This is a genomic window from Pseudomonas sp. B6002, assembly GCF_013385985.1.
In the GTDB taxonomy this organism is placed as follows: domain Bacteria; phylum Pseudomonadota; class Gammaproteobacteria; order Pseudomonadales; family Pseudomonadaceae; genus Aquipseudomonas.
On the sequence record NZ_JACAOY010000023.1, the window covers coordinates 213681 to 235101 of the forward strand.

Sequence of the window (21421 nt, forward strand, 5' to 3'; positions counted from 1 at the left end):
TTGGATGGAGAGGATTGTATGGGCCAATGGCTCGATAGCATTACCGGTTGGCTGACCCTGAACCCCGAATGGCTGGCGGTGGCGGTCTTCATCGTCGCTTGCGTGGAGTGCCTGGCCATTGCCGGGCTGATCGTGCCAGGCACGGTATTGTTATTCGCCATTGCCGCCCTTGCCGGCAGCGGCGCGCTGTCCTTGAGCGAAACCCTGCTGCTGGGTTTCCTCGGCGGGTTGTTGGGTGATGCGGTTTCCTACTACCTGGGCCGACATTTCCACCAGAACATCCGGCGCCTGCCCGGCTTGCGCCACCACCCCGAATGGATGAACAGCGCCGAAACCTACTTCCACAAATACGGCATCGCCAGCCTGCTGGTCGGGCGCTTCATCGGCCCGCTGCGACCCATGTTGCCCATGGTGGCCGGCATGTGCGACATGCCCTTCCCCCGTTTCGCGGCGGTGAGCATCGTTGCGGCGGCGGGCTGGTCGGTGGCTTATCTGCTGCCGGGCTGGGCGACCGGCGCTGCGTTTCGCCTGCCGTTGCCCGAGGGTTTCTGGCCCGAGGCCGGCATCGTTGCGGCCTGTATCGCGGTGGTAGTGGGACTGAGCCTGAACAGCAGCCTGCGCGGCCATCGCCGCGCCACGCTGTGGATTGGCTGCGCCAGCCTCGCCATGTTGATCACCCTGTTTATCGGCTACCCCCACCTCAATGATTTCGACCAGGGCCTGAGCGCCCTGGTGCAAGAACACCGCAGCCCCTGGCTGGACGAAGTGATGGTGCGCATCACCCAGCTGGGTGAGTTCAAGAAGATGTTCGTGGCCAGCGCCGTATTCACCGGCCTGCTGCTACTGGCGCGGCAATGGCGCCATGCGCTGTTTGTCGGCGCGACCCTGGCCGGTTCAGCGCTGATCAACACCGGGACCAAGCTGTTTTTCGCCCGTGGCCGCCCAGAAATCCTCACCGACCCGCTGACCAGTTTCAGCATGCCCAGCGGTCACGCCTCCGGCGCGTTTGCGTTTTTCCTGGCGCTGGCCGTACTGGCCGGTCGCGGGCAACCCATCCGGCTGCGCCTGACCTGGATGCTGCTGGGCTGTATTCCGGCGGCCTTCATCGCACTGTCACGGGTGTACCTCGGCGCCCACTGGCCCACGGACATCCTGGCCGGCACGCTGCTGGCGATGACGGTGTGCGCGTTCAGCCTGGGCGTGAGCCAGTATCGAAGCCCGCTGCCGGCCCTGTCGCAAAAAACCTGGTGGCTGCTGTTGCCGACACTGGTCGCCGTGATGGGGGTCATCGCGTTTACCGGCACGCCCCACGCCCTGCTGCGTTATGCCTATTAAGTAAACAGCTCGCCCTGCAGTTCATCGAGCAGCATCTGGATCGCATCCAGGCGCTGCTGTGGGTCATCGAGTTGCAGCAGGTCGATCTTGTCGGCCTCGGTGAACGGCAGCAGATACGCCAACTGATTGCCCAAGGCTTGCTGCCCGTCGGCATGGGCGTCCATGTCCAACGAGGCCACCATCGGGTGCTCCGCCAGGGCCTGGAGCAACGCCAGCAGGTCGGCGTCCTCTTCTTCCAGCGGCTGGTCCGGCAGTTCTTCGAGCCATTGCACCTCGGCGACCAGCAGTTGGTCCTTCTGCACGCCGGCGTCGCGCACACGAAAACGCCGCCCGCCTTCGACACGAATGCCCAGCAGGCCGTTGTCCTGTTGCTTGAAATCACGGATCAGCGCTTCGCAGCCGATCAGCGCGTAACCATCCGGGGCCGTGCCCACTTCGTTGCCGTCGAGGATGCACACCACGCCGAAGCTTTCGCCCTTTTTCATGCAGCGCGCGACCATGTCCAGGTAGCGCGCTTCGAACAGTTGCAGGTCGAGGGTGCAACCCGGGAACAGCACGGTGTTGAGCGGGAACAGCGCCAGACTCATAAAGGTTTCCTTCAAACCCGGATTAAACGATCACCGACACAGCCAACGGCAGGAACACCGCCGTGGCCACGCCCATCAGACTCATCGCCAGCGCGGCAAAGGCGCCGCATTCTTCACTCTCTTGCAGGGCCACCGAGGTGCCGACGGCGTGGGCCGTCATGCCCAGCGCCATGCCGCGCGCCTCAGGGCTGTGCACGCCCAGGCGCGACAGGTAGGCCGGGCCGATCATCGCACCGATCACGCCGGTGATCAGCACAAACACCGCCGCCAACGCAGCCACGCCGCCGATCTGCTCGGCCACCAGCATGGCAATCGGCGAGGTGACCGACTTGGGCGCCATGGTCATCAACATCATGTGTTCGGCGCCAAACCACCAGCCCAGCAGCACACACAGCCCGGTGGCCAACACCCCGCCTACCACCAGCGTAGTAAAAATCGGCCAGAACAATTGACGAATGCGCCGCAGGTTCAAGTAAAGCGGCACGGCCAGGGCCACGGTCGCGGGGCCCAGCAGGATGCCCATGATCTCGGTGCTCTTGCGGTACTCGGCGTACGTCAGGCCACAACTGACCAGCACGCCGATCACCAGCAGCATGGACACCAGCACCGGCTGCAGGAAGATCCAGCGGGTTTTCTCAAACGCCGCCAGCACCAGTTGATAGGCGCCCAGGGTGATGCCGATGCCGAACAAGGGGTGATGAATCACGGCGGTCCACGCGCCCTGCCAGTCGAAGATCATTGATCCTTCTCCTTGCGCTTGACCATCCGCTGCATCAGCACGCCGACAAAGCCCATGGCGATCACCAGCGACAGCACCAGCGCACCGACGATGGCCCAGAAGTCAGCCGCGATGTCCGTGGCGTACACCATCACCCCGACCGCAGGTGGCACCAGCAGCAACGGCAGATAACGCAGCAGGCTGCTGGCCGCCAGGCTCAGGGGCTCACCGACTTCGCCCTTCCAGATCAGAAAGCCCAGCATCAGCAGCAGCCCGATAATCGGCCCCGGCAAGATGGGCAACAGCAAATGGTTGATCGCCGTGCCGATCAATTGAAACAGCACCAGCCAGGTCAGGCCACGTGGCAGCATCCGTTCTTCCCCCTCGAAACGTCCCGGCATTATAAGCACGCCCGCCCTATGCTCAGGCATTCGCCAAAAGCATGGTGGCTTGACCGGGCGGGGTGCCCATGATGATCTAAGATGGATTTCGCACACCTATAAAAACCGATGAACCAAGGAGAGTCGCAATGCCCTATGTACCTGTAGCGCAGCTCAAAGATTATGTCGGCAAGGAACTGGGACGTTCCGAATGGCTCACCATCGACCAGGCCCGTATCAACCTGTTCGCAGAAGCCACTGGCGATCATCAGTTCATCCACGTCGACCCGGTCAAGGCCGCGCAAACGCCGTTTGGCAGCACCATCGCCCACGGTTTCCTGTCGCTGTCGCTGATGCCCAAGCTGATGGAAGACATCCTGATCATGCCCGAAGGCCTGAAGATGGCGGTCAACTATGGCCTGGACAGCGTGCGTTTCATCCAACCCGTGAAAGTCAATTCCAAGGTCCGCCTGAACGTCACGCTCACTGACGTCACCGAGAAAAAGCCTGGCCAATGGCTGTTCAAGGCCACCGCCACCCTGGAAATCGAAGGCCAGGAAAAACCGGCTTACATCGCAGAGTCGTTGTCACTCTGCTTCGTGTAACGCCCAGCCCCCCGTAGGAGCTGGCTTGCCAGCGATAAACGCAGCGACGCTGCATCGCCGGCAAGCCGGCTTCTACAGGTGAGTGGCGGGGCAAAATCCTCGCCACAATGTATGTAAATTTATGTATGAATCTCGCAGCTGCGGCATACTCGGCGCTCAATTATCCGGATCCCGCTATGCGCCCACTCGCTCCTCTTGCCCTTGCCCTGTTGCTCACCGCTTGCGGAGACGGCGAATCGCTGTTGCCGCCCGATGCGCGCCTGCCCGACGGCGGCCGCTACCGGGGCGATGTGGTCAACGGTTTGCTGCAAGGCCAGGGCCGGGTGGACTACCCCAACGGCAGTTGGTACGCCGGCCAGTTCGACAAGGGCCAGTGGCACGGCCAGGGCGAATGGCATGGCAGCAACGGCGAGGTCTATAAAGGCCAGTTCCAGCAAGGCCTGTTCGACGGCCAGGGCAGCCTGACCACTTCGGGCAGCAGCTATGTGGGCGGCTTCAAGAACGGTCGACGCAATGGCGAAGGCACCCTCAAGGAAGGGGCGATGACCTATCGCGGCGAGTTCAAGGACGACCAGTATTCCGGCCTCGGCCGCCTGGAGCTGGCCGACGGCAGCCAGTACCAGGGCCAGTTCGCCCACGGCAAGCCCAATGGCGAAGGCCAGCGCAATGACGACAGCGGCAATCAGTTCAGCGGCCACTTCGTCGATGGCCAGCTTGAAGGCAACGGCACGTTCAACAGCGCCGATGGCGACATCTATGTCGGCCAGTTCAAACAAAACCAGCTCAACGGCAAGGGCCGCTACGAAAACGCCGACGGCGACGTGTGGATCGGCCAGTTCAAGGAAGGCGCCCTCAGCGGCAAAGGCGAGTTGATTGGCATCGACGGCAGCCACTATGTCGGCCAATTCAGCGATTGGCGCTTTACCGGCGAAGGCCGCTTGAACCTCACCGATGGCAGCTTCTATATCGGCGGTTTCGACAGCGACAGCTACCAAGGCAAGGGCACCCTGGTGCTCACCGATGGCACGGTGCAAGCCGGCACCTGGGTCAATGGCATGCGCGTGAGGGACGCCGACGGCAAGTTGCTGCCCGACCCGCTGGAAACCGGAATACTGGCTCAAGGCCGCTTGCTCGATGCTGCCCTTGCCGCCGTGCCGCCGTCCACCCCCGCCGTAGAGCTGTACACCCTGGTGTTGGCCGGTGATGGCAAACAGAGCGTGTTCCTGCGCGAAGCCGATTACGTCAGCAACATGCTCGCCACCCGTTTTGGTGCGCGTGGGCAGATTCGCCTGGTCAACCACCGCGACCATATCGCCGACCGCCCCCTCGCTACCCGCGAAAGCCTGCGCCGCGCCGTGCAAACCCTGGCCGAACGCACCGGCCCGGAAGACCTGGTGTTCATCTACATGACCAGCCATGGCACCCACGAACACGAGCTGGTGCTGGACCAACCGCGCATGGAGCTGGCCGACCTGCCCGCCGATGAGCTGGCCGCCGTGCTCGCGCCGTTGAAGAACCGCGACAAGATCATCGTGATTTCCGCCTGCTATTCCGGCGGTTTCATCCCGGCGCTCAAAGACGAGCGCACCCTGATCATGACCGCCTCCCGCGCCGACCGCGTGTCCTTCGGCTGCTCCGAAGAGGCAGACTTCACCTACTTCGGCGACGCCCTCTTCGCCCAAGCCTTCAACCAGACCGACGACTTGCAGCAAGCCTTCAAGCTGGCGCAGCAGCACGTGGCCGAACGCGAACAGGCGGACAACTTCGAAGCCTCCGAGCCGCAGATCTGGGCCCCCAAGGGCGTGATCGCCCACTGGCAACTTTTACGCAAACAGCAGGCACGAAAGGCGCTCGAAAGCGTCTCAATGAATAGCAAGGAAGCCAAAGGCAACTAAGCTGAACTGTGTAACAAGGGGGAAACACCATGTACCTGACACCTCAGCATATCCTGCTCGCTGGCGCCTCCGGCCTGACCGGCGAACACCTGCTCGACCGCCTGCTCAACGAACCCACGGTGACCCGCGTACTGGCACCAAGCCGCAAGCCACTGGCCGAACACCCGCACCTGGAAAACCCGGTGGGCGACCCGGCGGTGTTCCTGCCGCAACTGAGCGGCCGCGTGGACATTGCCTTCTGCTGCCTGGGCACCACCATCAAACAAGCGGGCTCTGAAGCAGCGTTTCGCGCCGTGGACCTGGACATGGTCGTGGCCTTCGCCAAGCGTGCACGGGAAATGGGCGCACGCCACCTGATCGTGATCAGCGCGATTGGCGCCGATCCGAAATCCTCGATCTTCTACAACCGGGTCAAGGGTGAAATGGAACAGGCGCTGAAGGCGCAAGACTGGCCGCAACTGACCATCGTGCGGCCTTCGCTGCTGCTGGGCGAGCGGTTGGAGCCGCGTCTGGCCGAGCAACTGGCCGGGCCGTTGTCCAAGCTGATCCCCGGCAAATACCGCGGCATCGAAGTGTGCGAACTGGCCCGGGCCATGTGGCGCCTGGCACTGGAAGAACAGGACGGGGTGCGGGTGGTGGAGTCGGATGAGTTGCGTAAGCTCGGCAAATAATCCTTTGTTGGCTGGACTGGCGCTATCGCTGGCAAGCCACCTCCTACAGGGGAATGCATTCCAATTGTAGGAGCCGGCTTGCCGGCGATGGGGCCCTAAAGCCCGCCCGTAGCGTTAAACCCCACCCCCAACACCGTCAACACCGACAGCGGCAACAGCAGCGTGTCGAGCAACGCGCTGGCTGGCAGGTCGACATGGGGATAGCTCGGCGCCTCGGCGCCGAAGCGGTCTTTGGCGCAGCAGCCGCCGTTGATCGCATACAAGTCGAGCCGCGTACCGGCATACACCACGGGTGCACCAGGTTGCGCGGCGTCCAGCGTGCGAGCGGTCGCGCAGCCGGCGAGTTGCAGCGCCAGCAGTACCATCAAGAGTTTATTCATCGCTGCTCAAATGGTGTTCGCCCCAACGTGGCAGCATGTCCTGAGGGATGTTCAGCAGGTTGAGAATGCGCGCCACCACAAAGTCCACCAGGTCATCGATGGTCTGCGGCTGGTGATAGAAGCCCGGCGATGCCGGCAAAATGGTCACGCCCATGTTCGACAGCTTGAGCATGTGCTCCAGGTGAATGCTCGAATACGGCGCCTCACGCGGCACCAGGATCAACTGGCGACGCTCCTTGAGGGTCACGTCCGCCGCGCGCTCGATCAGGTTGTTGCACGCACCGGTGGCGATCGCCGACAAGGTGCCGGTGGAACACGGTACCACCACCATCGCCGCCGGTGCGCCAGAGCCCGAGGCCACCGGCGACATCCAGTCTTCCTTGCCGTACACCCGGATCTGCCCCGCCGCCGCACCGGTGTACTCGGTGAGGAAGGCTTGCATCATCTGCACCTTGGCCGGCAGCGCGACGTCGGTCTCGGTGGCCAGTACCAACTGCGCGGCCTTGGAGATCAAAAAATGCACCTCGCGGTCTTCGCGCACCAGGCAATCGAGCAGGCGCAACCCATAAGGCGCGCCCGATGCGCCGGTCATCGCCAGGGTGACGCGTTCCGGGCCGCTCATTTCAGCGCCTCGGCCAACTTGCCATGCAGGCCGCCGAAGCCGCCGTTGCTCATGACCACTACGTGAGTGCCCGGCTTGGCCTGGCGCTTGACGTGTTCGATGATGCCTTCGATGGAATCACACACCGTGGACGGCACCGTACACCGCGCGGCAATGCCCGGCAGGTCCCAGCCGAGGTTGGCCGGTGCGTACCAGACGGCCTCGTTGGCATCGTTGACGCTTTCTGGCAAACCATCGCGGTGCGCGCCCAGTTTCATGGAGTTGGAACGCGGCTCGATGATCGCAATGATCGGCGCATCGCCCACCTGCTTGCGCAGGCCATCCAGGGTGGTGGCGATTGCCGTCGGGTGGTGGGCAAAGTCGTCGTAGATAGTAATGCCATTCACGTCGGCGACTTTTTCCATGCGGCGTTTCACGCTCTTGAAGGCGCTCAAGGCGGCGATGCCCATGGACGGCACAACGCCCACATGCCGTGCGGCCGCCAGGGTGACCAGGGCGTTGGCCACGTTGTGCTGGCCGGTCATGCCCCACTCGACAATGCCTTGGGGCTCGCCTTCAAACAGCACTTCGAACTTGGAGCCGTCGTCGCTGAGCAACTTGACCTGCCACTGCCCGCCCGCGCCGGTGGTTTGCACCGGGGTCCAGCAGCCCATCTCGATCACCCGCTGCAAGGCGGGCTCGGTGGTCGGGTGGATCACCAGGCCTTCGCTTGGAATGGTGCGCACCAGGTGGTGGAACTGCCGCTCGATGGCCGGCAGATCGGGGAAGATGTCGGCGTGATCGAATTCCAGGTTGTTCAGGATCGCCGTGCGCGGGCGGTAGTGAACGAACTTGGAGCGCTTGTCGAAGAAGGCACTGTCGTATTCATCCGCTTCGATCACAAAAAACGGCGTGTCGCCCAGGCGCGCCGAGACCGAGAAGTTCTGCGGCACGCCACCAATCAGGAAGCCCGGGCTCATGCCCGCATGCTCAAGCACCCAGGCCAGCATGCTGCTGGTGGTGGTCTTGCCATGGGTGCCGGCAACGGCGAGCACCCAACGGTCTTGCAGCACGTGGTCTGCCAGCCACTGCGGGCCAGACACATACGGCAAGCCTTTGTTGAGCACATACTCGACGGCTGGGTTGCCACGGGACATGGCATTCCCAATGACCACCAGGTCCGGCACCGGGTCGAACTGCGACGGGTCGTAACCTTGGGTCAGCTCAATGCCCTGGGCCTGCAACTGCGTGCTCATGGGCGGGTAGACATTGGCATCGGAGCCGGTGACGTGATGGCCCAGTTCTTTGGCCAGAACCGCCATCGAACCCATGAAAGTGCCGCAGATACCAAGAATATGAATGTGCATAGTCGACCTCGTAAAACATCGAGGCAGGTTAGCGCAGGGAGGGGGAAATCGCACTCTTTAGGTGAGCCGCCCCCTCTATGCGACGGCCTGTTTATGCCGAGCCGACACCTGCGTCAACGCACCACGTATGGCAGCTATTTTTTTCTCAATGGTGTTCAATCGATCCGCAACACCCCCGTCGCCCTGACTGACGGAGCCTTCGTGTGTGTACGGTTTGAAAAAAACCTCATAAGCCTGTGCAAGATCAATCGTGAGTTCCTCGAGCAACGCCAGGAAAGCCTCCAACTGGTTGACGACCTGCTGCGGCTCGCTGGACCATTTCGGGATGTCCACCACAGCACCCGGCGCCAATTGCAACGATAACTTACCCAACTCATTGGCGCCCCGCGTTGCAGCGTCGAGGCGAACTCGAAGGGCAGGATCAACGGGTTCAACTACCGGCCCCAGGTCCGCGACTTCTACGTCGCCGGGGTTAACACCGCCGTCAGGAGCAGCAGGACGCTCATAGTGTTTTTGAAGCGCTTTTTGCGTCGCAATGACAGCAGCCCCAATGCCAACATCGGTCACCGCCTCCATTGCCCACTGCTTGACCTGGCCGACAAAATCGGAAGAAGAGTACTGGGCAAAACCTTTCAATGGCGCGCCGTATGGCGTTTGAGTCGCAGGGTCGAAGGCATACCATTTTCCGTTGCGTTCCACGGCGGTGACGTGAACCGCATGGCTATTAGCGCCCAACGGCCTGTAGAGGCCCTCGGCAATCCCGCCTTTGTTGCCTAGTTGGGGAAGATCAAAACTGCGCCCACGCCCGCCAAGACGGCTTATTTTTTTAAAGCCTGCTTTACCCAGTTTAAATACACCACGGCCCACGTCATAAATACCTGCTAGAGGGTTAAGCGCCTTCACACCGGCCTTGCCAACCCCCTTGATGAAGTTCAGCGTCGTGCCCAATCCGGCTCTGACACCCTGCTTGACGCCTTGGACCCCGCCTTTTAGCCCCGGAATAAAAAAGCCAAACACATCCAGCACCACATTGAAAAAACCTTCAGCGGGCCTGCCATTAATAAAACTTTCAACCGCATTGTAGAAAGGAATCAGTCCTAAAAAGAACGCATTGACGGCCTTTGAACGCGCGCTTTCCCGCTCTTGCTCTGTGCTGCCATTGGCCGTTGCTTTCGCCTCATCCAAACCTCGCGTGAAATAAGCACCGACAGCGGCTGACAGTTCATCGGTTTTAGGCGAAAAAAAAGTCGGCGGCGGGGAGGGATGCTCTCCGGGTATACCGGCCTCCAACGATTTGGAGGGGTAGATACGATAGGCGGAAAAGTCCACCGGATCGTTTTTCGGCGATGCACTACCGACTGTCTGCCACAGGATAGTGACCGGCGGTTCTTTACCGCCCGGCGAATCAGGCAGCGACATGGAGAAGTACAAACGAGAGCCTGGAAACTGCAGGCCAGGCCTGGAAGGGTCGGCGTCCTTGATGATTCGGCCCTGCGCCGGTGAATACAGATAATGACAAACCTTCCCATCACGTTCAGCCCTGATAAGTACTGCACCGCTGCCTATATACGCTTGAATTTTATGATCGGTGCTGACAGGGCCCTGATTGGCACTGGGCGTCTGGAGGTTGAATGTCGTGACCTTGCCGTACTCAATCAGCCGCCGGTCTTCGAGCGCAAGCAATGAGAGTTGATACTTGAACTGCGCGGCAAAACCATCTTTGAGCCCTTGGGTGTATTTGTCGAAGCTTTCATCAAACTGCTGTTTGATGTTTGGCAACTTCGGAAAACCCAGATTCACTTTGACGGTATTGAAGTCAGGGTCGCTGGATATCCAGAAGTGATTACCCAGGTCGCCTGACATGTAAATGTCCAGCAGCGAATAGGCTTTTCGGCCGGGCGACCCCGGCGGGATATTCCCCAGCAGCTTCTGCTCAAAAAAAGCTTCATTTTCGACGCCATACACGCGCCGCAGCTCAACGAGCGCCAACTCTCGCCGGGTTGGCATCGGCGTCGACAATGCATCAACGGAATCAGCCAAGGTCTTATGCTGTGCTTGCATGGCCTTCAACGCGCTTTCGACTTCTTCGGGGGTGTACGCATCATCGTTTTTTTCAACTATGACGCCGTTGGCAATACCCCAGTCGATAACGGCCGTCATCTGAGCGAGTTGTTGTTGACGCTTTTCAAACTCAGAAACAGGCGCTATCTCATCGAGGTTCATGATCTGCGCATAGGTCTTCGCATGCGTTGATCCCGGGTGACTCGCCTCTTGGCGAGCCACCGCTGCACTGAAGGAGGCCCATTGGTGGGAACCATACACCAGCGACGAGGGCAGGTCCTTCACCAGAAACTCGGGGGCGGAAACCGACAACAGTTGAAAAGCGATGATTTTGGCATTGGCATCGCCGAAGCGGGTGGCCAGGTGCGCTTCAAAACGCGTGACCATTTGCGCAGCGCTGTAACCCCAGTTACCTGGCTGACGCAACGCGTACCCAGCCAGATTATTACGCTCCAGGCCTCCTGCCGAATCCACATCCAACAATAGCGCGCTAAGCAGTACTTCCTGCAGGCTGGTGGCCGTGGGTACTGCGTCGATGCTGTCCTGGAGTAACCTGGCCAACGCAAGGCCTTCTGGAGAATCGAGAATGGCTTTAAGGGTTTTTTCAGGTTCATCCTTACCAGACCGTAAAGGCTCAGGAAGGGTAAGCCGCAAGCATTCGATTAGACTCGGCACACCGCTGGCATCATCGGTGTTTGCTTTGGGTTGAGCGGCTTTCCAAGTGGCAACTACCTGGCGTAATTTGGCCTGGGCGTCAGCCGCCAAAGGGACGTCTTTAGTTAGCAGCCCGCCATAATCAGCCACGTGTGGAGATGAAGAAGACGCCGCACTGCGTCGATAGCGTGAAGGTGGGAAAGCTGTGGATATATTTGGAGGAGTTGCACTGTTAGACTTATTATCTATCGGCGATTCAGACTGAGGGTAGAACAATATAAAACGTGATGAACTCAAATGATTGGAAATCATTGCAACACCCCGAAAGCTATTGCGCGTTACCGGGCAATCTTTCAGAAAAGCCTGTCACAGATACTCCATTCAGCGCCAGGCTTATTACCAATATCCGTCGACTACCCCCTATCGACATTGAGAATTAACATGCACTGCAAAAGCCAACTATGAAATTTGGCACTGACCCGCTCACTGTTTAGTCACGGATTTTTCCATTTTCAGCAAAATATCAGCTTGTGCCTTATTCACCTTTGCTATTCGCTCTTCGAGTGTAGCCATACGACTTTCCAGCCCATCAAGGCCTTGGGCAGCCGGTTGAGCAGCCAGATGAGGCTTGAAGAAAACCTCATATTGATCGGAAACTTCCTTCGTATGTTGTTCAGCGAAGTCCAACAGATTCTCAAGTTGGCTCATGCGTTCAAGCGGGTCTTTCGACCAATTTTGACTCGGCACATAACCCGTTTCGGTATCCCCAAACTTGAGCACCATCGACTGATTCGCCAACGTGAACGCCTGGATCTGAGCATCATCCATTCTTGCGTAGAGCTTATTGAGTTCTGGGGCCGCCGGCGCCTCTGGACGTTCGACCGATGACTTACCGATCGGCGTCGGAGGAATCATGGGTTGAGGCAGATACGACGCCTTGATTTGTTCGGAAGCCGCCGTAGACCCGGCATATGCCCCAATGTTAATTGGCGCAGACACTACCCCCGTTATCCCGGCACTGATCGCCGCATCGCGCGCAGTACGCGCCGCAGATGGCGACGATGGAATCACGCCCGACTTGACCATTTTTTCGGCATTCATCATCCGGGTCGTGGCTTCCGCAATCGTCATTTTAGGCGTAGCCGCGGGCGCTGGGACCTTGTTCTTCCAATCGAGAATCTTTTGGTTGATTTTGGGCGAAAGCAGTTGCTCATGAGGTTCGTTATTGCCCTTGACCGCACTGGCCTGATCCCTTGCTACCTTGCCGTTCTTATCGAGCGGTCTTCCAGTGCCATCAATCAGAAAGCCTTCTCGATTGACACGCTTTCCGTCCTTATCGACCAAGTGCCCCTGAGCGTTGACCAAGCGGCCCGAGTGATTGACCAAGCGGCCTTGGGTATCGACGAGATGATTGTTCTCATTGATAAGTTTTCCTTGGGTATTTATCAATCGCCCCTTTTCATCGATCAGACGGCCCTTATTACCGATTGCCTGACCGCTGTTATTAACCCGCTGCCCCTGCTCATTAATCCGCTGGTTATTCGAATTAATCAGAAACCCTTGTTTGTTAACCGCCTGCCCTTTGTCATTGAGCAACTGACCCTGCTTATTGACCAGGAGCCCTTGCTTATTATAATAACTGCCTGAAGGCGCGTAATGCGGAATCGGTCTAGCCGGCGCCGGTATAGATTTAGGTACATGAACGGTAGGCGGTTTGATTCTCGGCATATAGTCACCTCATAATGAACGGGCATTAAACCCAACAGTGAAACCTCATGGCTTCTGTTCATTACGTGGTCACCAAAAACAAAACAGTTCCCTACAGCCTTTTGAAAAGCCCCCTCCACCCGAGTTTAAATACTGCCTTAAAGACCTCAGGGCACGCTCACATTAACTAGGCACTGCCGCACACCGTTTAATATTATATTTTCGCAATTTCCTATAAAGCGTATTACGACTGATACCCAGCGCTTGCGCCGTGTACGTCATATGCCAGTGCCGTTGCTCCAATGCTGTCAGCAACGTCTGGCGCTCGGCATTATCTAGGAGTGACTCGCTGGCGTGTTGAACAGGGGGGCATTGCACCATAGCGGGCAGATCCAACAACTCTATCCGCCCGTCATCGCTGAGTGCCACCAGTGTGCGCAATACCGTGCGCAACTGACGGACATTGCCCGGCCAGGCGAAGGCCAGCAATGCCTCGCGCGCTTCGGGCTCCACACTGATCGACTGATCTCCGGCCTCCTCCCCCAGCAGGAAGTCCAGCAGTTGCGACTTGTCACTGCGCTCGCGCAACGCCGGCAGGCCGATTTCCAGGCCGTTAAGCCGGTAATACAGGTCTTCGCGAAAGCTGCCGTCCCGTACGCGTTCATGCAAATTACGGTGCGTAGCGCTGATAATTCGGACATTCACGGCTTGAGGCTCGCCGCCGATGGGGACCACCAGGCGATCTTCCAGCACCCTTAATAGACGGGTCTGCAAAGCCAGTGGCATATCGCCAATTTCGTCAAGGAACAACGTGCCACCGTCGGCCTGTTGGAGCTTGCCGCGCATGCCATCCTTGAGGGCACCAGTAAAGCTGCCGCCACGATAGCCGAATAACTCGCTTTCGATCAGGCTTTCCGGGATGGCGGCGCAATTGAGCGCTACAAACGCTTTATTGGCGCGCTGACTGGCGTGGTGCACGGCCTTGGCGAAGGCTTCTTTACCGGAGCCGGTTTCGCCATTGATGAGCAGTGGCACATCACGCTCAAACACCCGCAGCGCTTTGCGAAAGTCATTTTGCAGCGCCGGATCGCCCAGGCAAATGCCGGACAACTGAGGCGGCGCCGGTTTGGCCATGATGGGGGCAGGCACGCTGCGCGGCTGACCGCGCAATGCGGCGAACAATGGCCGTCCATCGCGGGTGCGCAGAGGCCAACTGGCCGTGGCATTGGCGCTGGCGCGGCCGAGCAATTGGTCCAGGGAGCAGTCGAAAAACGCTTCCACCGGTTGCCCCAGCAAACCGCCGCGCAGTTGCCCCAGCAGGTTCAGGGCGCTCTGGTTTACCGCGCAGATCCGCCCTTCGCCGTCGAACGCCAGCAACCCTTCGCTGAACAACCCGACCGACTCGGCCTGCAGGTGAAAACGCAGCAGCCAGTGGTTTTCGAAGTGACGCAGGAAGTAGCAGCTCTCAATCATCTTCGCCGACAGGTTCACCAGTGCCATGGTATGGAACTGGCTCTGGCGCGACACCGCCTCGCGGGCCGAGGACACATCCAGCACGGCCAGCAATTCGCCATGGGGGTCGAACACCGGGCTGGCCGAACAGGTCAAGCCAGTATGTCGTCCGCGAAAATGCTCATCACGGTGAATGGTCAGGGACTGGCGTTCCACCAGGCAGGTGCCGATGCCGTTGGTGCCCTCGCACGCCTCGCTCCAATCGGCGCCCAGCCACAGCCCGGCGCGCTCGAAGATCTTGCGCTCGGACGGCGCGGTGACACAGTTGAGGATCACACCCCGCGCATCGGTCAGCAACACCGCATGGCCAGCACCCGAGAGTTGCTGGTGCAGGCTGTTCATCTCACTGCCGGCGATGTGCAGCACCTGTTGCAGGCGCTCGCGGCTTTCCAGCAGGCGGCCATGCTCAAGCACGGTGGGGGCAATGGTTTGCGCAGGGTCGAGGTGGTAGTCCTCCAGGCAACGCAGCCAGGACCGGGCAATAGAGGGATCGCTGGACGGGTCGCGACCATGGGCCACAGTGAGGACTTGCTGGGCATGGCGACTGAAATGATCGTTGTGCATTTCTTATTATTCTCCCTGCGTGAGAACCCCCAGCATCCCCCAGGCCTTGAGCCAATGCAATCCCGGATGGACTCACCGGTCACGGGCTGTACCGAAGGTGGCACAAACTGTCACACCCGTTGTACCAGCCCTGCCACAGCAACCCTTTGCAACAAACCCTAACCTCTTGATTTACCTGGCCTGCAAAGCGGTGGCCCAACCTTTGCTCTACGCTTGATAACGCGCTCGTTGCGCTGCACTCCCAATAAACATAAGAGCCAGGAGATACCCACCATGCGTTACGCACACCCCGGTACTGAAGGCGCCATCGTTTCGTTCAAGGCCAAGTACGGCAACTACATCGGTGGCGAATTCGTTGCGCCGGTCGATGGCAACTATTTCACCAACACCTCGCCGGTCAACGGCAAGCCCATCGCAGAATTCCCGCGCTCCACGGCCAAAGACATCGACAAGGCGCTGGACGCCGCCCACGCCGCCGCCGACGCCTGGGGCAAGACCTCGGCCCAGGACCGCTCGCTGGTGCTGCTGAAAATCGCCGACCGCATCGAACAGAACCTCGAACTGCTGGCCATCACCGAAACCTGGGACAACGGCAAGGCCGTGCGTGAAACCCTCAACGCCGACATCCCGCTGGCCGCCGACCACTTCCGCTACTTCGCCGGTTGCATCCGCGCCCAGGAAGGCACCAGCGCCGAGATCAACGAACACACCGCCTCGTACCACTTCCACGAACCGCTGGGCGTGGTGGGCCAGATCATCCCGTGGAACTTCCCACTGCTGATGGCCGCCTGGAAACTCGCGCCGGCCCTGGCTGCGGGCAACTGCGTGGTGCTCAAGCCCGCCGAGCAAACCCCGCTGGGCATCAACGTGCTGCTGGAAGTAATCGGCGACCTGCTGCCACCGGGCGTGCTGAACGTGGTGCACGGTTTCGGTAAAGAAGCCGGCGAAGCCCTGGCCACCAGCAAGCGCATCGCCAAGATTGCCTTCACCGGCTCCACGCCGGTGGGCTCGCACATCATGCATGCGGCGGCCGAGAACATTATTCCGTCCACTGTTGAGCTGGGCGGCAAGTCGCCGAACATCTTCTTCGACGACATCATGAAGGCCGAGCCGTCCTTCATCGAGAAAGCCGCCGAAGGCCTGGTACTGGCGTTCTTCAACCAGGGCGAAGTGTGCACCTGCCCGTCCCGCGCGCTGGTACAGGAGTCGATCTACCCCGAGTTCATGAAAGTGGTCATGAAGAAGATCGAGTCGATCAAACGCGGCGACCCGCTGGACACCGACACCATGGTCGGCGCCCAGGCATCCGAGCAGCAATTCGACAAGATCCTGTCGTACCTGGAAATCGCCAAGGGCGAAGGCGCGCAACTGCTCACGGGTGGCAAGGTCGAGAAGCTCGAAGGCGACATGGCGGGCGGCTATTACATCCAGCCGACCCTGCTCAAGGGCACCAACGAAATGCGCGTATTCCAGGAAGAAATCTTCGGCCCAGTGGTGAGCATCACCACCTTCAAGGACGAAGCCGAAGCCCTGGCGATTGCCAACGACACCGAGTTCGGCCTGGGTGCCGGCGTGTGGACCCGCGACATCAACCGCGCCTACCGCATGGGCCGGGCGATCAAGGCGGGCCGCGTGTGGACCAACTGCTACCACCTGTACCCGGCGCATGCCGCGTTCGGGGGTTACAAGAAGTCCGGCGTGGGCCGTGAGACCCACAAGATGATGTTGGATCACTACCAGCAGACCAAGAACCTGCTGGTGAGCTACGACATTAATCCACTCGGGTTCTTCTAACCAATAACCCCTCCCACATTTGAAATGCAATCAAATGTGGGAGCTGGCTTGCCTGCGATTACGGTGGGCCAGTTGGCCATGCATTGGCTGACACTCCGCTATCGCAGGCAAGCCAGCTCCCACAGTTTTAGATCTTCATAAGTACTTGCAAAACGCATTCGGCACAAAGAGGCCGGAATAAAACAATAACAACGGACGGTACTTTCCCATGCCTAGCGAACCGACTGGATCTTCTGTCGACTTCGAAAAAGTTGACTCCCACTACTTCCAACAACGCGAACTTAAAAAAGGCGCCGCTGGCTGGGTGCTGCTGGTAGGCCTTGGCGTTGCCTACGTGATCTCCGGCGACTATGCCGGCTGGAACTTCGGCCTGGCCCAAGGCGGCTGGGGCGGGATGTTCCTTGCCACCTTGCTGATGGCCACCATGTACCTGTGCATGTGTTTTTCCCTGGCCGAACTGTCTTCCATGATTCCTACCGCCGGCGGCGGCTACGGCTTTGCCCGTAGCGCCTTTGGCCCCTGGGGCGGGTTCCTCACGGGCACCGCCATCCTGATCGAATACGCCATCGCCCCCGCCGCCATCGCGGTGTTTATCGGCGCGTACTGTGAGTCGCTGTTCGGTATCGGCGGCTGGATGATCTACCTGGCGTTCTACATCATCTTTATCGGCATCCACATCTTCGGCGTCGGTGAAGCCTTGAAGCTGATGTTTGTGATTACCGCCATTGCCGCCATCGCGTTGGGCGTGTTCCTGGTGTCGATGGTGCCGCACTTCAACGTGGCCAACCTGCTGGACATTCCAGTGACGGAGGCCAAGGGCGCCAGCACCTTCCTGCCGTTCGGTTATGTCGGCGTGTGGGCGGCGATTCCCTATGCCATCTGGTTTTTCCTCGCGGTAGAAGGCGTACCCCTGGCCGCCGAAGAAACCAAGAACCCCAAGCGCGACCTGCCCCGCGGCCTGATCGGCGCCATTGTGGTGCTAACCAGTTTTGCCCTGTTGATCCTAGTGATCGCACCGGGCGGCGCGGGCACCTATGCGCTGGTCAAATCGGGTAACCCGCTGGTGGAAGCGCTGGCCCTGTCCTACGGCGGTTCAACGTGGATGGGCGGCTTCGTCAACCTGGTGGGCCTGGCCGGCCTGATCGCCAGCTTTTTCTCGATTATCTACGCCTATTCGCGGCAGATCTTCGCATTGTCCCGCGCGGGCTACCTGCCGCGCAAACTGTCGCAGACCAACAAGAGCAAGGCGCCGGTACTGGCCCTGGTGATCCCCGGCATCATCGGTTTTGGCCTGTCGCTGACCGGCCAGGGCGACCTGCTGATTCTGGTGGCGGTGTTTGGCGCGACCATTTCCTACGTGCTGATGATGGCCGCGCACATCACCCTGCGTATCCGTCGCCCCAAAATGGAGCGCCCGTATCGCACGCCAGGCGGCATCTTTACCTCTGGCATCGCCTTGGTATTGGCCTGCGTGGCCGTGGTGGCGGGCTTTCTGGTGGACCCACGGGTGGTGATTGGCGCCGCGATCATCTATGGAGTATTAATTGCTTACTTTGCTTTCTACAGCCGGCATCACTTGGTAGCAGGCACGCCCGAAGAGGAATTCGCGGCGATCCAGGCCGCAGAGGCCGCCTTGCACTGAATGCCGAAAACCTCGACGCAGGCCGCTGCCTGCGTCGTCAAGGAGACACTGTATGGCAAGCTTTTCCCACGCGGTAAGCGCTCAAACCTACCGCTTCGACAGCCTCAAGGACGTGATGGCCAAGGCCAGCCCCGCACGTTCCGGGGACTTCCTGGCCGGCGTCGCCGCGCAGAACGACGGCGAGCGGGTGGCGGCGCAGATGGCGCTGGCGAATATCCCGCTCAAGCACTTCCTCGAAGAAGCGCTGATCCCTTATGAAAGCGACGAAGTCACTCGGCTGATCATCGATACCCACGATAAACAGGCATTTGCGGTGGTCAGCCACCTGACCGTCGGCGGCCTGCGCGACTGGCTGCTCAGCGACGCGGCCGACGAACATTCCCTACGCGCCTTGGCGCCCGGGCTGACACCGGAAATGGCCGCCGCCGTGTCCAAGATCATGCGCGTACAGGACCTGGTGCTGGTGGCGCAGAAGATCCGCGTGGTCACGCAGTTTCGCGGCACCCTGGGCCTGCGCGGGCGTTTATCCACGCGCCTGCAACCCAACCACCCGACGGACGAACCGGCCGGCATCGCCGCGAGCATCCTCGATGGCCTGCTGTACGGCAACGGCGACGCCATGATCGGCATCAACCCGGCCACCGACAGCATCGCCTCGATTTGCGCCATGCTGGAGATGCTCGACGCGATCATCCAGCGTTATGAGATCCCGACCCAGGCGTGCGTGCTGACCCACGTCACCACCTCGATTGAAGCGATCAACCGCGGCGTGCCGCTGGACCTGGTGTTTCAGTCGATTGCCGGCACTGAAGCGGCCAACGCCAGTTTTGGCATCAGCCTGAGCGTGCTGCAGGAAGGTTACGACGCGGGCTTGAGCCTCAAGCGCGGCACGCTGGGCCAGAATTTGATGTATTTCGAAACCGGCCAGGGCAGCGCCTTGTCGGCCAACGCGCACTTTGGCGTCGACCAGCAAACCTGCGAGACCCGCGCCTACGCGGTGGCCCGGCATTTCAAGCCGTTTCTGGTGAATACGGTCGTAGGCTTTATCGGCCCCGAGTACCTCTACAACGGCAAGCAGATTATCCGCGCAGGCCTTGAGGACCACTTCTGCGGCAAGTTGCTCGGCGTGCCGATGGGGTGCGACATCTGCTACACCAACCATGCCGAAGCCGACCAGGACGACATGGACACCTTGCTGACCCTGTTGGGGGTGGCCGGGATCAACTTCATCATGGGCATCCCGGGCTCCGATGACATCATGCTCAACTACCAGACCACCTCGTTCCACGACGCTCTATACGCCCGCCAAACATTGGGTTTAAAGCCGGCGCCGGAGTTTGAACAGTGGCTGGCCAAAATGGGCATTTTCACGCAAGCCGACGGTAAGGTGCAGTTTGGCAACAGCCTGCCACCGGCCTTCCGCCAAGCCTTGGCGCAACTGGGATGAAGGAGCCGCCCGTGCAACTCGACCTGCCTGACAACCCGTGGCTGGAACTGCGCCGCCTGACCCCGGCGCGCATTGCCCTGGGCCGCACCGGCACCAGCATTCCCACCAGCGCACAGCTGGACTTTCAGTTTGCCCACGCCCAGGCGCGGGACGCGGTGCATTTGCCCTTCGACCACGCCGGCCTCAGCAGCCAGTTGGCCGAGCGTGGGCGTGACAGCCTGTTGCTGCACAGTGCGGCCACTGACCGTCACATGTACCTGCAACGCCCGGACCTGGGGCGGAGCTTGAGCGATGAGTCGGCCCAGTTGCTGCGCGATCATGCGTCGGCCAATCCGGGCGGTGTGGACCTGGCGGTGGTGGTCGCCGATGGCCTGTCGGCACTGGCGGTGCATAAACACACCTTGCCGTTTCTGACACGTCTGGAGGAGCAGAGCAGCGCCGACGGTTGGTCCCTGTCGCCGGTCATCCTGGTTGAACAGGGCCGCGTGGCGGTGGCGGATGAAGTGGGCCAGCTGCTGGGAGCCAAGATGACCGTCATTCTAATCGGCGAACGGCCCGGGCTTAGTTCACCGGACAGCCTCGGCCTGTATTTCACCTATAACCCCAAGGTCGGCCTCACCGACGCCTACCGCAATTGCATCTCCAATGTGCGCCTGGAAGGCCTGAGCTACGGCATGGCCGCCCATCGCCTGCTTTACTTGATGCGAGAGGCGTGTCGTCGGCAGCTGTCGGGGGTCAATCTCAAGGACGAGGCGCAGGTTCAGACCATCGAATCGGATGATCCTGACCTGATGAAAGGCAATTTCCTGCTCAGTTCACCGGATGACTGATTGCTGCACGATTGCGCTTTTTCGCGCCATTAGGCAGCATCGAGTCACGGCCGCTTGTGTGGTCATCCCCCCTTTGGAAGTTGAGGCCTGGCATGCGGATTACTCAAGCGACCCTGGAACACCTGGACCTGTTGACCCCGCTGTTCGTCAAATACCGTGAGTTTTATGGTGCCCTGCCCTTTCCGGATTCGTCGCGGGCCTTTCTGGAAAAGCGCCTGCGCCGTAAGGAGTCGGTGATCTACCTGGCCCTGGCCGATGATGACGACAAGAAGCTGCTCGGCTTCTGCCAGTTGTACCCGAGCTATTCGTCGCTGTCGCTCAAGCGCGTGTGGATCCTCAACGACATCTACGTGGCCGAAGACGCCCGCCGCCAACTGGTGGCAGACAACCTGATGCGCACGGCGAAGAAGATGGCCAAGGAAACCCACGCGGTACGGCTGCGGGTGTCGACCAGCAGTGACAACGAAGTGGCGCAGAAGACGTACGAGTCAATCGGGTTTCGCGAGGACACGGAGTTCAAGAACTACGTGTTGCCGATTAGCGAAGACTAGGCCCAAACACCGCAAATCCCCTGGGCGAACTGGCTTTTGTAGGAGCTGGCTTGCCGGCGATAGCATCACCTCGGTCTCACCGATACACCGAAGTGCCTGCATCGCTGGCAAGCCAGCTCC

At 60.2% G+C, this 21421-nt stretch carries 18 protein-coding genes; 9 read left to right on the top strand and 9 right to left on the bottom strand.

The genetic code is table 11. The features are described 5' to 3' along the window. Positions 1–18 precede the first annotated feature (18 nt). Positions 19–1335, top strand: coding sequence for a bifunctional DedA family/phosphatase PAP2 family protein (locus tag HX792_RS24755; RefSeq protein WP_176998537.1), 1317 nt, complete (start codon positions 19–21; stop codon positions 1333–1335). Here the strand turns inward: HX792_RS24755 and HX792_RS24760 are convergent. Genes HX792_RS24760 through HX792_RS24770 form a run of 3 tightly spaced genes read right to left on the bottom strand, consistent with a single transcriptional unit; the run spans position 1332 to position 3011 of the window. Beyond that, complete coding sequence (locus HX792_RS24760) at positions 1332–1922, bottom strand: LON peptidase substrate-binding domain-containing protein (protein WP_176998538.1); 591 nt, start codon at positions 1920–1922, stop codon at positions 1332–1334. The genes HX792_RS24755 and HX792_RS24760 overlap by 4 nt on opposite strands. Before the next feature lie 22 nt (positions 1923–1944). Next, entirely contained in the window at positions 1945–2661 is a 717-nt protein-coding gene (locus HX792_RS24765) for an LrgB family protein (protein WP_176998539.1), read from the bottom strand. Further along, positions 2658–3011 carry a CidA/LrgA family protein gene (locus HX792_RS24770; RefSeq protein ID WP_176998540.1) on the bottom strand — a complete coding sequence of 118 codons (354 nt, stop codon included), beginning with the start codon at positions 3009–3011 and terminating at the stop codon, positions 2658–2660. Before HX792_RS24770 ends, HX792_RS24765 begins: the two co-directional genes overlap by 4 nt. Positions 3012–3169: 158 nt before the next feature. On the opposite strand from HX792_RS24770, the gene HX792_RS24775 reads away from it, so the two are divergent. From HX792_RS24775 to HX792_RS24785, 3 genes are all read left to right on the top strand, one after another. Then, on the top strand, positions 3170–3625 hold the full coding sequence (locus HX792_RS24775) for a MaoC family dehydratase (RefSeq protein ID WP_003194496.1): 456 nt from the start codon (positions 3170–3172) through the stop codon (positions 3623–3625). A 176-nt stretch (positions 3626–3801) separates the two neighbouring features. Further along, a complete protein-coding gene (locus HX792_RS24780; protein ID WP_176998541.1) occupies positions 3802–5520 on the top strand; it encodes a C13 family peptidase in 1719 nt (572 codons plus the stop codon). 29 nt (positions 5521–5549) lie between these two features. Then, the gene (locus tag HX792_RS24785; protein WP_176998542.1) at positions 5550–6191 is read left to right on the top strand and encodes an oxidoreductase; all 642 of its coding nucleotides are present in this window, start codon (positions 5550–5552) and stop codon (positions 6189–6191) included. A 95-nt stretch (positions 6192–6286) separates the two neighbouring features. Here the strand turns inward: HX792_RS24785 and HX792_RS24790 are convergent, their stop codons facing one another. From HX792_RS24790 to HX792_RS24815, 6 genes are all read right to left on the bottom strand, one after another. Further along, positions 6287–6571, bottom strand: a complete 285-nt coding sequence (locus HX792_RS24790) for a YceK/YidQ family lipoprotein (RefSeq protein WP_176998543.1) — start codon at positions 6569–6571, stop codon at positions 6287–6289. After that, positions 6564–7193 (bottom strand): flavin prenyltransferase UbiX, encoded by a 630-nt coding sequence (ubiX, locus tag HX792_RS24795; protein WP_071485426.1) that lies wholly within the window; start codon positions 7191–7193, stop codon positions 6564–6566. The genes HX792_RS24790 and ubiX overlap by 8 nt, the downstream gene beginning before the upstream one ends. Continuing rightward, positions 7190–8539, bottom strand: a complete 1350-nt coding sequence (gene mpl / locus HX792_RS24800) for a UDP-N-acetylmuramate:L-alanyl-gamma-D-glutamyl-meso-diaminopimelate ligase (protein WP_176998544.1) — start codon at positions 8537–8539, stop codon at positions 7190–7192. The genes ubiX and mpl overlap by 4 nt, the downstream gene beginning before the upstream one ends. Positions 8540–8614: 75 nt before the next feature. Further along, positions 8615–11566, bottom strand: coding sequence for a hypothetical protein (locus HX792_RS24805; RefSeq protein ID WP_176998545.1), 2952 nt, complete (start codon positions 11564–11566; stop codon positions 8615–8617). 171 nt (positions 11567–11737) lie between these two features. Continuing rightward, positions 11738–12982: a hypothetical protein gene (locus HX792_RS24810; RefSeq protein WP_176998546.1), complete on the bottom strand. Its 1245-nt coding sequence runs from the start codon at positions 12980–12982 to the stop codon at positions 11738–11740. 162 nt (positions 12983–13144) lie between these two features. Beyond that, the gene (locus HX792_RS24815; RefSeq protein ID WP_176998547.1) at positions 13145–15037 is read right to left on the bottom strand and encodes a sigma-54-dependent Fis family transcriptional regulator; all 1893 of its coding nucleotides are present in this window, start codon (positions 15035–15037) and stop codon (positions 13145–13147) included. Between the two features lie 273 nt (positions 15038–15310). Between HX792_RS24815 and HX792_RS24820 the strand changes: the two genes are divergently transcribed. The 5 genes from HX792_RS24820 (at position 15311) to HX792_RS24840 (ending at position 21301) form a co-directional block, all read left to right on the top strand. Next, positions 15311–16831 carry an aldehyde dehydrogenase family protein gene (locus HX792_RS24820; RefSeq protein ID WP_176998548.1) on the top strand — a complete coding sequence of 507 codons (1521 nt, stop codon included), beginning with the start codon at positions 15311–15313 and terminating at the stop codon, positions 16829–16831. Between the two features lie 208 nt (positions 16832–17039). Continuing rightward, the gene (gene eat / locus HX792_RS24825) at positions 17040–18473 is read left to right on the top strand and encodes an ethanolamine permease (RefSeq protein WP_176998549.1); all 1434 of its coding nucleotides are present in this window, start codon (positions 17040–17042) and stop codon (positions 18471–18473) included. 52 nt (positions 18474–18525) lie between these two features. Then, positions 18526–19920 (top strand): ethanolamine ammonia-lyase subunit EutB, encoded by a 1395-nt coding sequence (locus tag HX792_RS24830; protein ID WP_176998550.1) that lies wholly within the window; start codon positions 18526–18528, stop codon positions 19918–19920. Next, positions 19917–20750, top strand: coding sequence for an ethanolamine ammonia-lyase subunit EutC (eutC, locus tag HX792_RS24835; protein WP_176998551.1), 834 nt, complete (start codon positions 19917–19919; stop codon positions 20748–20750). Before HX792_RS24830 ends, eutC begins: the two co-directional genes overlap by 4 nt. A 92-nt stretch (positions 20751–20842) precedes the next feature. Further along, positions 20843–21301, top strand: coding sequence for an N-acetyltransferase (locus tag HX792_RS24840; RefSeq protein ID WP_176998552.1), 459 nt, complete (start codon positions 20843–20845; stop codon positions 21299–21301). Positions 21302–21421: the final 120 nt, after the last annotated feature.